Source organism: Zoogloea sp. 1C4, assembly GCF_009469605.1.
GTDB lineage: Bacteria > Pseudomonadota > Gammaproteobacteria > Burkholderiales > Rhodocyclaceae > Zoogloea > Zoogloea oryzae.
Genome location: NZ_SSXU01000002.1, coordinates 114,807 through 128,719, shown reverse-complemented (window position 1 = coordinate 128,719; position 13,913 = coordinate 114,807). Strand labels below are relative to the sequence as shown.

At 66.8% G+C, this 13,913-nt stretch carries 7 protein-coding genes; 4 read left to right on the top strand and 3 right to left on the bottom strand.

Going from position 1 to position 13,913, the window contains the following annotated elements; genetic code table 11:
• Nucleotides 1-58 precede the first annotated feature (58 nt).
• The 4 genes from tkt (at nt 59) to GH681_RS03040 (ending at nt 5,781) form a co-directional block, all read left to right on the top strand.
• Complete coding sequence (gene tkt, locus GH681_RS03055) at nt 59-2,089, top strand: transketolase (protein WP_153159986.1); 2,031 nt, start codon at nt 59-61, stop codon at nt 2,087-2,089.
• 90 nt (nt 2,090-2,179) lie between these two features.
• Entirely contained in the window at nt 2,180-3,208 is a 1,029-nt protein-coding gene (gap, locus tag GH681_RS03050) for a type I glyceraldehyde-3-phosphate dehydrogenase (RefSeq protein WP_153159985.1), read from the top strand.
• 66 nt (nt 3,209-3,274) lie between these two features.
• Nucleotides 3,275-4,459 (top strand): phosphoglycerate kinase, encoded by a 1,185-nt coding sequence (locus tag GH681_RS03045; RefSeq protein ID WP_153159984.1) that lies wholly within the window; start codon nt 3,275-3,277, stop codon nt 4,457-4,459.
• 158 nt (nt 4,460-4,617) lie between these two features.
• On the top strand, nt 4,618-5,781 hold the full coding sequence (locus GH681_RS03040; protein WP_153159983.1) for a diguanylate cyclase: 1,164 nt from the start codon (nt 4,618-4,620) through the stop codon (nt 5,779-5,781).
• Between the two features lie 9 nt (nt 5,782-5,790).
• Here GH681_RS03040 and GH681_RS03035 read toward each other — a convergent pair whose 3' ends face one another.
• From GH681_RS03035 to GH681_RS03025, 3 genes are all read right to left on the bottom strand, one after another.
• Complete coding sequence (locus GH681_RS03035; protein ID WP_153159982.1) at nt 5,791-7,515, bottom strand: tetratricopeptide repeat protein; 1,725 nt, start codon at nt 7,513-7,515, stop codon at nt 5,791-5,793.
• Between the two features lie 292 nt (nt 7,516-7,807).
• Nucleotides 7,808-8,467, bottom strand: a complete 660-nt coding sequence (locus GH681_RS03030) for a PEP-CTERM sorting domain-containing protein (RefSeq protein ID WP_153159981.1) — start codon at nt 8,465-8,467, stop codon at nt 7,808-7,810.
• Between the two features lie 93 nt (nt 8,468-8,560).
• Nucleotides 8,561-13,913: SdrD B-like domain-containing protein (locus tag GH681_RS03025; protein ID WP_194271123.1), on the bottom strand; the 5,353-nt coding region annotated here is incomplete at its 5' end.

Below are 13,913 nucleotides of genomic sequence, written 5' to 3'. Positions count from 1 at the left end.
GGAAATCAAAGATAATTGCGGTCTTTGCGCGCCGCTCTCCCCGGCCGAAGGTTCCCAGATGTCTTCTTCGCGTAATGTCAAGCCGCCCGTCTTCAACCCCCTGACTGGCGCGATTCGCGCGCTGGCCATGGACGCCGTCCAGAAGGCCAACTCCGGCCATCCTGGTGCCCCGATGGGCATGGCCGAGATCGCCGAAGTCCTGTGGCGCCGCCATCTGCGCCACAACCCGGCAAATCCCAAGTGGGCTGACCGCGACCGCTTCGTCCAGTCCAACGGCCACGGCTCGATGCTGATCTACGCCCTGCTGCACCTCACCGGCTACGATCTGTCGATCGACGACCTGAAGAACTTCCGCCAGCTGCACAGCAAGACCCCGGGCCACCCGGAAGTCGGCTACACCCCCGGCGTCGAGACCACCACCGGCCCGCTGGGCCAGGGCATCACCAACGCGGTCGGCATGGCGCTGGCCGAGAAGATCCTCGCCGCCGACTTCAACCGTCCCGGCCACGACATCATCGATCACCACACCTACGTCTTCCTGGGCGACGGCTGCCTGATGGAAGGCGTCTCCCACGAAGCCTGTTCGCTCGCCGGCACCTGGGGCCTGGGCAAGCTGATCGCCTTCTACGACGACAACAACATCTCCATCGACGGCCACGTCGAGGGCTGGTTCACCGACGAAACCCCGAAGCGCTTCGAGGCCTACGGCTGGCACGTGGTGCGCGACGTCCAGGGCCACGACCCGGTCGCCATCGAGGCCGCCCTGAAGGCCGCCCAGGCCGAGACCGGCAAGCCGTCGCTGATCTGCTGCAAGACCATCATCGGCGCCGGCAGCCCCAACAAGCAGGACAGCCACGACGTCCACGGCGCCCCGCTGGGTGCCGCCGAGATCGAAGCCGCCCGCGCCTACATCGGCTGGAACCACCCGCCCTTCGAGATCCCGGCGGATGTTTACGAAGCCTGGGATGCCCGCGCCAAGGGCGCCGCTTTCGAGGCCGACTGGAACACCCGCTTCGCCGCCTACGCCGCCGAGTTCCCCGAGCTCGCCGCCGAATTCACCCGCCGCATGGCCGGTGAGCTGCCCGCCGACTGGGCTGCCCACGTGGATGCAGTGCTCGCCAAGGTCACCGAGAAGGCCGAGACCATCGCCACCCGCAAGGCCAGCCAGAACAGTATCGAAGCCTTCGCGCCCAAGCTGCCCGAACTCCTCGGCGGCTCGGCCGACCTGGCCGGCTCCAACCTCACCCTGTGGTCCGGCGCCAAGGGCGTCTCCCGCAGCACCGGCGGCAACTACGTTTACTACGGCGTGCGCGAGTTCGGCATGGCGGCCATCGCCAACGGCATCGCGCTGCACGGCGGCCTGATCCCCTACACCGCCACCTTCCTGATGTTCAGCGAATACGCCCGCAACGCCCTGCGCATGGCGGCGCTGATGAAGGTGCGCCAGATCTTCGTGTTCACCCACGACTCGATCGGCCTCGGCGAAGACGGCCCAACCCACCAGCCGGTCGAGCAGACTGCCTCCCTGCGCCTGATCCCCAACATGGACGTCTGGCGCCCCTGCGACACCACCGAATCGGCGGTCGCCTGGGCGGCGTCGATCGAACGCGCCACCGGCCCCAGCTCGCTGGCCTTCTCGCGTCAGAACCTGCCCTTCCAGCCGCGCAGCAGCCAGCAGGTGGCCGACATCCGCCGCGGCGGTTACGTGTTGTCCGAAGCGGGCACTGTGTCACAGCCGGTTTCGCCGCAAGCCGTTATCATAGCGACCGGCTCCGAGGTCGCCCTCGCCATGGCCGCCCAGAAGCAGCTCGCCATTGATGGCGTGGCCGTGCGCGTGGTGTCGATGCCCAGCACCAACGTCTTCGACCGCCAGGACGCCGCCTACCGCGCCGCCGTGCTGCCCAAGGGCCTGCCTCGCGTCGCCGTGGAAGCCGGCGTCACCGACGGCTGGCGCAAGTACGTGGGCCTCGAGGGCGAGGTCATCGGCCTCGACCGCTTCGGCGAATCGGCCCCGGCCGGCGAACTGTTCAAGTATTTCGGCATCACCGCCGAGGCAGTCGTCGCCGCCGTGAAGAAGGTGCTCGCCTGATCCAGGCGCACCACAATACAGGCGCGGCGCCCCCGGGCGCCGCAAGCAACATGATTTCGGTTTCGTGTAATTAACTAGGGAGAAGGCTCGATGAGCATCAAAGTTGCCATCAATGGTTTCGGTCGTATCGGTCGCTGCACGCTGCGCGCCATTTACGAGCAAGGTCTGCAGAACGAATTCGAAGTGGTCGCCATCAACGCCTCCGGCGATCTGGCCACCAACGCCCACCTGCTCAAGTACGACACCACCCACGGCCGCTTTGCGACCTCCGTCGAAACCGAAGGCGACAACGTCATCATCATCGACGGCAAGAAGATCCCGTTCTACTCCACCAAGGATCCGAAGGGCGTCAACTGGGGTTCCCACGGCGTGGACGTGCTGCTCGAGTGCACCGGCGCCTACACCACCAAGGCCAAGGCCCAGGCGCTGCTCGACCAGGGCGCCAAGCGCGTGCTGATCTCCGCCCCGGGCGGTGACGACGTGGACACCACCATCGTCATGGGCGTCAACGAAGAAGCGCTGCGTGCCGACATGACCGTCGTCTCCAACGCCTCCTGCACCACCAACTGCCTGGCCCCGGTCGCCAAGATCCTGGCCGACAGCGTCGGCATCAAGCAGGGCCTGATGACCACCATCCACGCCTACACCAACGACCAGGTGACCGTGGACGTCCGCCACAAGGATCTGCGCCGCGCCCGCGCCGCTGCCGCCAACATCATCCCGACCAAGACCGGCGCCGCCAAGGCCGTCGGCCTGGTGCTGCCGCAGCTGGTTGGCAAGGTCGATGGCTTCGCCCTGCGCGTGCCGACCATCAACGTCTCGCTGGTGGATCTCACCTTCACCGCCGAGCGCGCCACCACCAAGGAAGAAATCAACGCGCTGATGACCGCCGCGGCCAACGGCCCGCTGAAGGGCATCCTGGCCGTCAACAACGAGCCTCTGGTGTCCTCCGACTTCAACCACACCACCGTCTCCTCCACCTTCGACGCCACCCAGACCCGCGTCATCAAGGGTGAAGACGGCTCCGTGCTGGTCAAGGTGCTGGCCTGGTACGACAACGAGTGGGGCTACTCCTGCCGCATGCTCGACGCGGCCCGCGCCTACGTCAACGCCAAGTAAGCCTGTTGTTTCGACGCCCCGCCTGCGCGGGGCGTTTTTCATTCCGAAGCCTCGAAGAACATCATCATGCAAGTCAAGAAACTCACCGATCTCGACGTCAAGGGCAAGCGTGTCTTCATCCGTGCCGACCTGAACGTGCCCCAGGACGACGCCGGCAACATCACCGAAGACACCCGCATCCGCGCCTCCATCCCGTCCATCAAGTACGCCGTCGAAGGCGGCGCCGCAGTCATGGTCACCTCCCACCTGGGTCGCCCGACCGAGGGCGAGCTGAAGGCCGACGACACCCTCGCGCCGGTCGCCGTGCGCCTGGGCCAGCTGCTGGGCAAACCCGTGCGCCTGATCCAGAACTGGGTCGACGGTGGCTTCGAAGTCGCCGCCGGCGAAGTCGTGCTGCTCGAAAACTGCCGCTGCAACAAGGGCGAGAAGAAGGACAACGAAGAGCTCGCCAAGAAGATGGCCGCCCTGTGCGACATCTACGTGAACGACGCCTTCGGCACCGCCCACCGCGCCGAAGCCACCACCCACGGCATCGCCCGCTTCGCCCCCGTGGCCTGCGCCGGCATCCTGATGGGCGCCGAAATCGACGCGCTGGGCAAGGCCCTGGGCAACCCGGCCCGCCCGCTGGTCGCCATCGTCGGCGGCTCCAAGGTGTCGTCCAAGCTGACCATCCTCAAGTCGCTGGCCGACAAGGTGGACCAACTGATCGTTGGCGGCGGCATCGCCAACACCTTCCTGCTGGCCTCCGGCAAGCGCATCGGCGAATCCCTGGCCGAGCCCGACCTGGTCAAGGAAGCCCACGCGATCATGGACATCATGAAGGAACGCGGCGCCGAAGTGCCCCTGCCGACCGACGTGGTGGTGGCCGACGAAGTCTCCGCCCTGGCCCGCGCCAACAAGATCTCCGTCGATGACGTGGCCGCCCACGACCGCATCCTCGACATCGGCCCGAAGAGCGCCGCGCGCCTGGGCGAGATCATCGCCAACGCCGGCACCATCGTCTGGAACGGCCCGGTCGGCGTGTTCGAGCTGCCCCAGTTCGCCGGCGGCACCAAGATGATGGCCTCCGCCATCGCCCACTCCGAAGCCTTCTCCATCGCTGGCGGCGGCGACACCCTGGCGGCCATCGCCAAGTTCCACATCGCCGACGACGTGGGCTACATCTCCACCGGCGGCGGCGCCTTCCTCGAGTTCCTCGAAGGCAAGACCCTGCCGGCCATCGCGGCCCTCGAAGAGCGCTACAAGGACTGATCCGGCCCTGCCGCCTCACCCTTTTCCAGACGGCCTTCGGGCCGTTTGGCATTTTTGGAGGCGTAGCCCTACACAGGCGGGGCTTTCGTGCCGATAATCAGCTCATCGTCCTGCCAGCCCCGCCGTCGCCGACAACCCGGCGGGGTGCTACAACGTCCATGCCGATCCCGGTCAGTACCCTGATAGGTTCGCCCCGTCGACTCATCACCGCCATCGTGATGTTTGCCGCGCTGGACCTCAGCGTGCTGATGATCAACCTGTGGCTGGCCAACCAGATCGCCCAGGATGCTGTCGCGATCAACCTGGCCGGGCGCCAGCGGATGCTCTCCCAGCAGACCACCAAGGCGCTGCTCCTCACCACCCGCGCCACCACCCCGAACGAAGTCAACGCAGCAGCCCAGGAGGTGGACCTCGCCTTCGGGCTGTTCGAGCGCACCCTGTTGGCCTTCGCCGACGGCGGCCAGACCACCGGGGGCGACGATGCGCCGGTCACCCTGCAGGCCGTGGAGGGCGAGGCCGCCGAGGTCGTGGCCCGGGCCCGGACACTCATCACGCCAGTGCGTGGCTTGCTGCCCGCCGCAGCCACCGCACAGGAGGGGCGCGCCTATACCGCTGCGGCCGATTACATGGTGGGCAACAACCGGGAGATCCTGGCGCTGATGAACAGGCTCACCACCGCCCTCGAACACGACTCGGTGCGCCGCTCGCGGGATCTGCGGGCGATCCAGACCGGCGCCTTCGTGCTGGCGCTGGGCAATTTCCTGGTGATCGTGCTGGGGATGCTGCGCCGGCACCGGCAGATGGAGAAGGAGAGCGAACGCTGGCGCGAGATGGCCCGCCATGATCCGCTGACCGGCCTCGCCAACCGCAAGGCCTTCACCGAAACCGGGCTGGGCATCCTGGCCCGTGCGCGGGTCGACGGCTCGGCCGGCGCGGTGCTGGTGATCGACCTGGATGGCTTCAAGCCGATCAACGACCGCTTCGGCCACGCCACCGGCGACCAGGTGCTGGTGCAGCTGGCGGCACGCCTGGAATCCACCGCCCGCACCACCGATCTGGTGGCCCGGCTGGGGGGCGACGAGTTCGCGATCCTGTGCCCCAACCTCCACGACCCGGAGCACATCGGGCAGTTCTGCAACCGGCTGGTGGCGGCCATTGGCGACATTCCCGACGACATCTGCCCGGGCAACGCCCTCGGGGCCAGCATCGGCATCGCCACCTACCCGAAGGACGGTTACGACCTGCACCACATCCTCGGCCAGGCCGACCGGGCGATGTACGCCGCCAAGCAGGCCGGCGGGAGCCGCTGGATGCTGCTCTGAGGGGCGACTTTACTGCTGGGCTTCGCGGCGGATCTTCCAGTCGCTGCCGTCCTTCACCCACTCCAGGCGCTTGCGGCCGGCGTCGCTGTAGTTGCCGGACTTGTAGCGCTGCTCGAAGGTGACCACCACCACATTGCCTTCCAGCTTGAAGCTGGGGGCATCCACCTGGACGCGGATGTCGCCCTTCTTGTCGAGCTTCACCCGGCGGTCGGCCTCCCAGGCGCTACGGGCGCGCTTGTCGGCGGGCACGAAGTCGGCGCCATAGAAAGCCAGATAGCGGTTGGTGTCCTTGGCTTCCCAGGCCTGCCGCCAGGATTCCAGCCGGCTCGCGACGGCCTTGGTCGCATCGGCATCGACTGCGGCCGGCTTCGCTGCAGGGGCCGGGGCCGCTGCAGGGGCCGGAGCAACGGCTGGCGCGGCCTTCGGGGCGCTCGCCACCACGGCGGGCGCGGGGGCTGGCACGGGTGCCGGCGCAGGGGCCGCCACGACAGCCGCGGGCTTGACCGGCGCGGCCGGCGCGCTGGTGGTTGCGACGGTCTGGTTGGACCCGAGCATGGTGTGATGCTGGCGCAGGGTCAGGTTGCCGGGCTCCAGGGCCAGGCCCTTCTCGAAGGCCTGACGCGCCGCCTTCGAGTCGTTGCGGGCGAGCTGTACCACACCCAGGGTGTCGTAGAGGCTGGCCCGGTTGCCGTCCTTGGCCACCGCACGCTCGGCGAGCTTGAGGGCTTCGTCCAGCTTCACCTTCTGGCTGGCCAGCACGAAGGCCAGATTGTTCATGATGCGCACATCTTCGGGGTCGATCTTCAGGGCTTCCCGATAGGCGGCCTCGGCCTCGGGCAGACGCTTCATCTTCTCGAACGCGATGCCGCGCAGGGCGTGGGGATAGGCGCTCCTGGGCGCCAGCGCGCCGGCACGGGTATAGGCGTCGATGGCCTGGTCGCCCTTGCCGAGGGCCAGGAGCGCGTCGCCGCGGCCGATCATGGCGCCGGCAAAATCCTTGCGCAGCGTGAGCGCCTTGTCGAAGGCGGCGAGCGCCCGGTCGGCCTGGCTCAGGCGCAGGGCCACGAGGCCCTGGGCATGGAGCGCGAAGGGGTTGTTCGGATCACGGCGGACGGCCTCGTCGAGCACCCGGGAGGCTTCCTCGATCTTGCCGTCGGCCGACAGGGCGAGGCCGAGCCCCAGGTGGGCGGCGGCCATCTCGGGGTGCTGCTTGAGCACGTCCCGCAGCACCGCGGCGGCCTGGGCCGGCTTCTTGAGTTTTTCGAGGTACAGCGCGGCAAGATCCAGCTTGAGCTGCACGAGGCCGGGCTGGCCGGCGATCGCGGCGCGGTAGCTCTCTTCCGCCTCGGTCGTGAGGCCGAGCTCCACCAGCAGCTTGGCCTGGGCCTGCAGCACATTGGCCTGACCGGGCGCCATGGCCACTGCGCTGCTCATCCAGTCCCGGGCCAACTTGGACTTGCCGGCGCCGTGGGCCGCAGCGGCCAGCCCGAGCATGGCTTCGATGGAGCGGGGATTGAGCTTGTAGGCCTCGCCGAAATACTTTTCGGCCTGCTCGAACTGGCGCACCGCGAGGGCCTGCTGCCCCTTGTTGAGCGCCTCGAGGTCGGACCGGCCAGGGGCCGCCGAGAGGGGACTCTGGGGGGTGGTGAGCAGCACCTCGGCGCAGACCGGGGCAGCCAGCATGGCCAGGCTGGCGCCAATCAGGACGGCGGGAAGGGAACGGGTTCGATACATGACAACCTCGGGTGCGAATGGCGGGGTGCGGAACCGGACATTCACGGTTCACGGACGTTCGGCAGACGATAGCCGAGGCCCGCGCCCCGGACGAATGCATACGTCACGGCCTGCAGCAGGCCACGCCGACTGTTTGGGGACGATCGAGATTTAATTGGTGACAGCGGCGGGTCGATGCCTCCCGGCGGCTGCCAGAAAAGGCGAAAAGGGGGCGAGCCCCCTTTTCGCGATGCCGTTACCGGCCCTGCTTCGGCGAGGTGACGCGGCAAGCCCGCACCACCTCGGCCCGCAATCAGGACTTGCGGCGACGGACGAGCGACAGACCGGCCAGGCCCAGGGCGCCCAGGGCCATGCTGGTGGGCTCAGGGATCTTGGCTTCGATGATGTCCTGGCTCAGGGCGTTGCCCCAGTTGGTCAGCTTGTAGCTGGCGGTGGCGGGGTCACCATCAGCCAGGGCGGTCAGGTAGATCCAGGCCTGGTCGAGGGCTTCGCTCTCGGTCACGGAGCCGGTCTTGCCAGCCCAGTTCTGCAGGGCGCCACCGTACAGGTCGCCGTCATCCAGGGCTTCCCACAGGGCGATCTGGAAACCGGCAACTTCAACGGCGCTGGTCGGGTTCACCAGGCTGAAGCTCTGGTTGTAGAGGGTCTGCACGGCAGCCGGCACGGCGCCGGAGGGGCTGAATTCGAGGCCGGTGGTCACGGCATCGACGGAGACGCCCTGCAGCAGCTCCGAGCAGAAGGCCAGGAAGGAGCCGCCAGTGGTCTGGTTGGCGACGTTGAAGACGCCGGTTTCGACGCTCTTCGACAGGCCGGAGACGTCCACCGTGAAGGCCAGCAGGGTGTTCACGTCCTGGTCCAGCAGCAGGGAGTCGGCGTGGGCGGAAGCGCTGGCCATCAGGCCGGCGGCGGCGAAGGCAAGGGCAGCCTTCTTCATGTTGGAGATTTGCATCATTTACTCGCTCCTACGTTAAAAAAGTGATTTCAGGTACTGCTTAATTCAGGTGCCTGGCCGGCCGGGCGAACCCGGCCGGGGTCAGGCGACTTCTTAGGCTGCTGCCAGGGCGAACTGCTGCTCTTCGTAGAGGTGGCTGAGCTGGCTCAGGGCAGCCACGGCGCTGTCGCTGACAGTCACCGGGGCAGCCACTTCACCCACCGCCACGGAAGCACCCAGCACCTCGTCGAGGCTGACATCGTTGCTCAGCAGCTCGGAGATGGTCGGCAGGGTGATCCCGGCCTGGGCGGCTTCGGCGGCATCGACGTTGAAATACACGTCAGTCATGTCCACCGAGCTGCCGTCAGCCAGGGTCGCGGTGCTGCGCTCGAGGTGCAGGTTGCCCTGCTCATCGACCGCCGGCAGGGCGAAGTACGAAACCGCCATGCTGGCCACACCGGCCTCCGACAGGCTCATCAGCTCGCCGGCGTCGGTCTGCTGATTGCTGTTGGCGTCACGCCACACGGAGAGGCTGGCAAAGGCCGCATCGCCGGCATCGACCACACCGTCACCGTTGCTGTCGAAGGACGCCAGCTTGGCGAAGCCCTGACCGGCACCGTTGCCGCCGAACAGCTCGTTGATGCCGTCAATCACACCGTTGCCGTTGGCGTCGATCGCCAGGAAGGCATCGCCGCTGGACAGCCAGCCGGAGCTGACGGCCACGCCGGTACCAAACAGGTCGAAGGTGCCATTGGCGTTTTCACGGCTGATCGTCTGGATGCCGTTACCGTCCAGGTCGATCACGATCGGGCACACACCAGCGTCGCGGCTGCTGTCGTACTGGCCCGACACCAGGGTGAACTTGTCGGTGTTGCCCTGGTTGTAGTACGTCGAGGACACACGGGCGACATCGCTGTCGGTGGTGTCGTAGGCGTTGCTGCCGACGTCCTTCGTGGTCCATTGGTAGCCAGTGGAGGACACGTTCTGGGTCTTGGCATTGCCCCACCAATCGTACGAACCGGTGTAGTAGTAGGCGTTGCTCTTGTCGAACTGCAGGCTGTACTGACCCGGATCCAGGTTGCTGAACTTGTAGCACCCGGCGGAATCGGTGGTCGTGGTGGCAATCACGGCACCGGCGGCGTTCAGCAGCTTGACCGTGACGTTGGCCACACCGCACTCACCGCTGTCCTGCTTACCGTCGCTGTCGCTGTCCAGCCAGACCTTGTCGCCAACGCTGGCCTTGCGATACAGGCCGGCATCCGCCTTCAGGAGGGACTGGCCCGCCGCCAGGGCGATGGTGCCGGTGTAGCCGGAGGCATTGACGGCGCTGTCGGTGCCGTTCCAGCCGGCCTGGTCCTGCTTGGTCACGTAGTAACCGGTCGGGGTCACCACCTGAACCTTGTAGTCACCGGCGGCGAGGTTGCTGAACAGGTAGTTGCCGCTCGCGTCGGTCGTGGCGGTGGCCACCACGGAGCCGGCGCTGTTGAGCAGCTTGACGGTCACGCCCCTGACGCCCGCTTCGCCGGCATCCTGGATGCCGTTGAAGTTCTTGTCCTCCCACACCCGGTCGCCAATGCTGGCCGTGGCGGCGCTCGGCTTGTAGAAGCCGGCATCGACGGTCAGGTTGTTGCTGCCCTGGGTCAGGGTGTAGAGCCCGGTGGTGCCGGTCGAGTCGATGTCACTGTCGGTGGCATCGTTGCCGCCAGCATCCTTGGAGGTGATGGCGTAGCCGTTGGGGGTGACGACCTGGATCTTGTAGTCGCCCGCAGCCAGCTTCTCGAACAGGTAGCTGCCGTTCGCGTCGGTGGTGGTCGTGGCGATCACCGAGCCGGCGCCGTTGAGCAGCTTGACGGTCACGCCGGAGATGCCGGCTTCGCCCGCGTCCTGCACGCCGTTCATGTTGGTGTCGTTCCACACCTTGTCGCCGATGGAGACGTCGGTGGCGCAGAAGGCGTTCGGGGTGCTGACCACGACTTGCTGGATCTTGAAGTAGTCGTCGGTCTCGCCCGGATTGGCCGCGACGATCAGCACGTTGCCTGCCACGCCACCGGCATTGAGCTCGGCCCAGCGGGCAGAGGTCAGGGTGCTGGCGCTCACCTCGGTGAAGCCCATGCTGGTGAGCACGGCGTCGCTGAGGGTGATGTGGCTGTCGAAGGCGCCATTGACGGTGCCGATCCACACCTTGGCATCGCTGTCGCCGACCACGTAGCCCAGGTAGGCCTTGTCCACCACCACGGTCTGGGAGAACTCGAACAGCACGTAGTTGTCGCGGGTGCCGTTGTTGTCCACCGTGTGGGTGCTGCCGGAGCCGGAGCCTTCGCTGCTGTCGGTCACGCCCAGGCCACCACCGTAGGCGCCGAGGTAGGCCTTGGCCCACGCACCGGTCGCCTTGTCACGGCTGAAGGCGCTGGCGTTCACCGAGATGCCGTTGTTGCTGTAGCACAGGAGGTTGCCATCGGTGCCGTCGGTCGCGGTGTTGCCGGTGAAGTCGAAGGTGGCGGTAACCGCCTTCACGGTCAGGCCGGCGTCCCAGGTCAGGTCGTTCTCACCGGATTCCAGAACGGTCTGGATGGTGGTGCCGACCGTACCGCCGCCGTTGATGGTGACCAGACTGACGTTGTCGATGATGCCGCCAACGCTGTCGTCGTCGCCGGATTGCTCACGGAACTCCAGGCGGCTGCTGGCATCGGCCGCAGTCACGGTGAAGGTGTACTTGGTGAGCGCGGTGGAGGTCGGATCGATGGTGGCGATCTTCACCCCTTCCCAGAACACTTCCACGGTGTTGGTGGAAGCAGCGTAGCCGGCACGCTGGGCCACATCGACGGAGAGCTGGTAGCTCTGGCCGGCGACGGTGGTGACATCCTGGTAGAAGCCGGTGACGGTGCCGGTGCAGTTGGCATCGAGCTCGGCCACCATGGCGCCGGTCACGGCGGAGACGCCGTAGGCACCTGCGGTGTTGATCTCGATGGAGTCCCCGTAACCGCACCAGCCGGTGGTGCCGTTCTCGAAGCTGCCATTGACGATCAGGTTGGTGGTGCCCAGCACGGTGCCGGCGCCAACGTCGGAGTCGATCGCATCATTGGACCCCACATCCTTGGTCGTGAAGGTGTAGCCGGCGGGGGCCACGAACTGCACGGAGTAGGTGCCCGGCATCAGGTCCTTGAAGACGTAGTTGCCGTTGATGTCGGTCAGGGTGGTGGCGACCACGTTGCCGCTGGCGTTCAGCAGCTTGACGGTGATGCCCGGCACGCCGGCTTCGCCGGCATCCTGCAGACCGTTGTTATTGCAGTCGGCCCACACCTTGTCGCCGATGGAAGCCTTCTGGTACAGGCCCGCATCCCACGACAGGTCGTTCTCGTTGGCCGAGAGGGTCGTCGTGATGGTCTTGCCGGTGGTCGGATCGAAGTCGCTGTCGGTGGCGTCGTTGCCGCCCTGGTCCTTGGCGCTGATGAAGTAGCCGGTCGGCGCCACCACCTGGGCCGAGTAGTCACCCGGGGTCAGGTTGTTGAACAGGTAGTTGCCGTTGGCGTCGGTGGTGGTGGTCGCGACCACGGAACCGGCGCTGTTGAGCAGCTTCACGGTGACACCGGAGAGACCGGCTTCGCCCGCGTCCTGAATGCCGTTGGCGTTCTTGTCCAGCCACACCTTGTCGCCGTAGGAGGCGGTCGGCGCAACCAGGCCAGCGTCCCAGCTCAGGTCGTTTTCACCGGAGTCGAGGGTCGTCAGAACGGTCTTGCCGGTGGTGGCATCCACGTCGCTGTCGGTCAGGTCGGTGGCGGCGGCAGAGTCCTTCGTGGTGAAGGAGTAGCCCGCCGGCGCAACAACCTGGACGGCGTAGCTGCCCGGGGTCAGGTTGCTGAACAGGTAGTTGCCGTTGGCGTCGGTGGTGGCGGTGGCCACCACGGTGCCGGCGGCGTTGAGCAGCTTCACGGTCACGCCGGAAACGCCGGCTTCGCCTGCGTCCTGCACGCCGTTCTTGTTGCTGTCGAGCCAGACCTTGTCACCCAGCGAGGCGGTCTTGTAGATGCCCGCATCCCAGGAGAGGTCGGTTTCGCCGGCGCTGAGGGTGGTGTTGATGGTCTTGCCGGTGGTCGGATCGATGTCGCTGTCGGTGGCGTCGTTGCCACCCTGATCCTTGCCGGTCACCACGTAGCCAGCCGGCGCCGTCACCTGGATCGCGTAGTCGCCGGGGGCGAGGCTGCTGAACAGGTAGTTGCCGTTGGCGTCGGTGGCGGTGGTGGAGACTACGTTGCCGGTGCTGTCGAGCAGCTTCACGGTCACGCCGGAAACACCGGCTTCGCCCGCGTCCTGCACGCCGTTGGCGTTGTTGTCGAGCCACACCTTGTCACCGATGGCAGCGGTGCGCTCATCGACGAAGTCGTTGCCGGTGCTGGACTGGCCCGGGGTCAGCGTCACGGAGATGCTGTTCGGGTTGCCGCCATCCTTGTCGGACACGTCGATGTAGCCGGTCTTGTTGGTCTCGACCACGTTGTACGAACCCGCCGGCACGTTGGTGAAGACATAGTTGCCATTCACGTCGGTGGTGGTGGTCGCGATGATGGCGCCAGTGGTCGGGTTGACCAGGGCAACGGTCACGCCGGCAATGGGGGCATCGCCAGTGTTGTTGTTGTCCAGATCCTCGCGCACGGTGCCGCTGATGTTGCCGGTGTTGGCCACGATGCCGGCGTCCCAGCTGCGGTCGGACTCGCCGGAGTCGAGCACGGTCTGAATGGTCTTGCCGGTGGTGGTGTCGGCGTCGCTGTCGGCGCTGTCAGCGCCCACGTCCTTGGTGGTGAAGGCGTAGCCGGCCGGCAGGGTGGTCTTGTCGAACTGGACCGAGTAGGTGCCCGGCTTGAGGTTCGAGAACAGGTAGTTGCCGGAAGCGTCGGTGGTGGTGCTGGTCACCGCGTTGCCGGCGGCGTCGAGCAGGGTCACCTTGACGCCGGTGACGCCGGCTTCGCCCGCGTCCTGCACGCCGTTGCTGTTGCTGTCGAGCCAGACCTTGTCGCCCAGTTCGGCCAGCTTGTAGAGGCCGGCGTCGAGGGTCGGGTTGTTCTGGCCGCTGAGCAGCGTGACGTTGCCCGACTGGCCGGCGCTATTGACGTCGGAGTCGGTGGTGTCGTTGCCGCCCTGGTCCTGACCGGTGACCACGTAGCCCGCCGGGGCCTGCACGGCGACCGAGTAGGTGCCGGGGGTCACGGTGAAGCTGTAGTTGCCGTTGCTGTCGGTGGTGGTCGAGCTGATCGGGGTGCCAGCGGCGTCCTTCAGCACGACGGTGACGCCAGCGATGCCGGCTTCGCCCGCGTCCTGCACGCCGTTGGCGTTGGTGTCTTCCCAGACCTTGTCGCCCAGGGTGGCGGGACGCTCGTCAACGAAGTCGTTGCCGGTGCTGGACTGACCCGGGGTGAGGGTCACGGCGATGCTGTTGGGGTTGCCGCCGTCGATGTCGCCCACATCGGTGTAACCC

Excerpts from the sequence above, each read along its gene's own strand:
- tkt (WP_153159986.1), top strand. The coding sequence starts at position 59 with ATGTCTTCTTCGCGTAATGTCAAGCCGCCCGTCTTCAACCCCCTGACT.
- gap (WP_153159985.1), top strand. The coding sequence starts at position 2,180 with ATGAGCATCAAAGTTGCCATCAATGGTTTCGGTCGTATCGGTCGCTGC.
- GH681_RS03045 (WP_153159984.1), top strand. The coding sequence starts at position 3,275 with ATGCAAGTCAAGAAACTCACCGATCTCGACGTCAAGGGCAAGCGTGTC.
- GH681_RS03040 (WP_153159983.1), top strand. The coding sequence starts at position 4,618 with ATGCCGATCCCGGTCAGTACCCTGATAGGTTCGCCCCGTCGACTCATC.
- GH681_RS03035 (WP_153159982.1), bottom strand. The coding sequence starts at position 7,515 with ATGTATCGAACCCGTTCCCTTCCCGCCGTCCTGATTGGCGCCAGCCTG.
- GH681_RS03030 (WP_153159981.1), bottom strand. The coding sequence starts at position 8,467 with ATGATGCAAATCTCCAACATGAAGAAGGCTGCCCTTGCCTTCGCCGCC.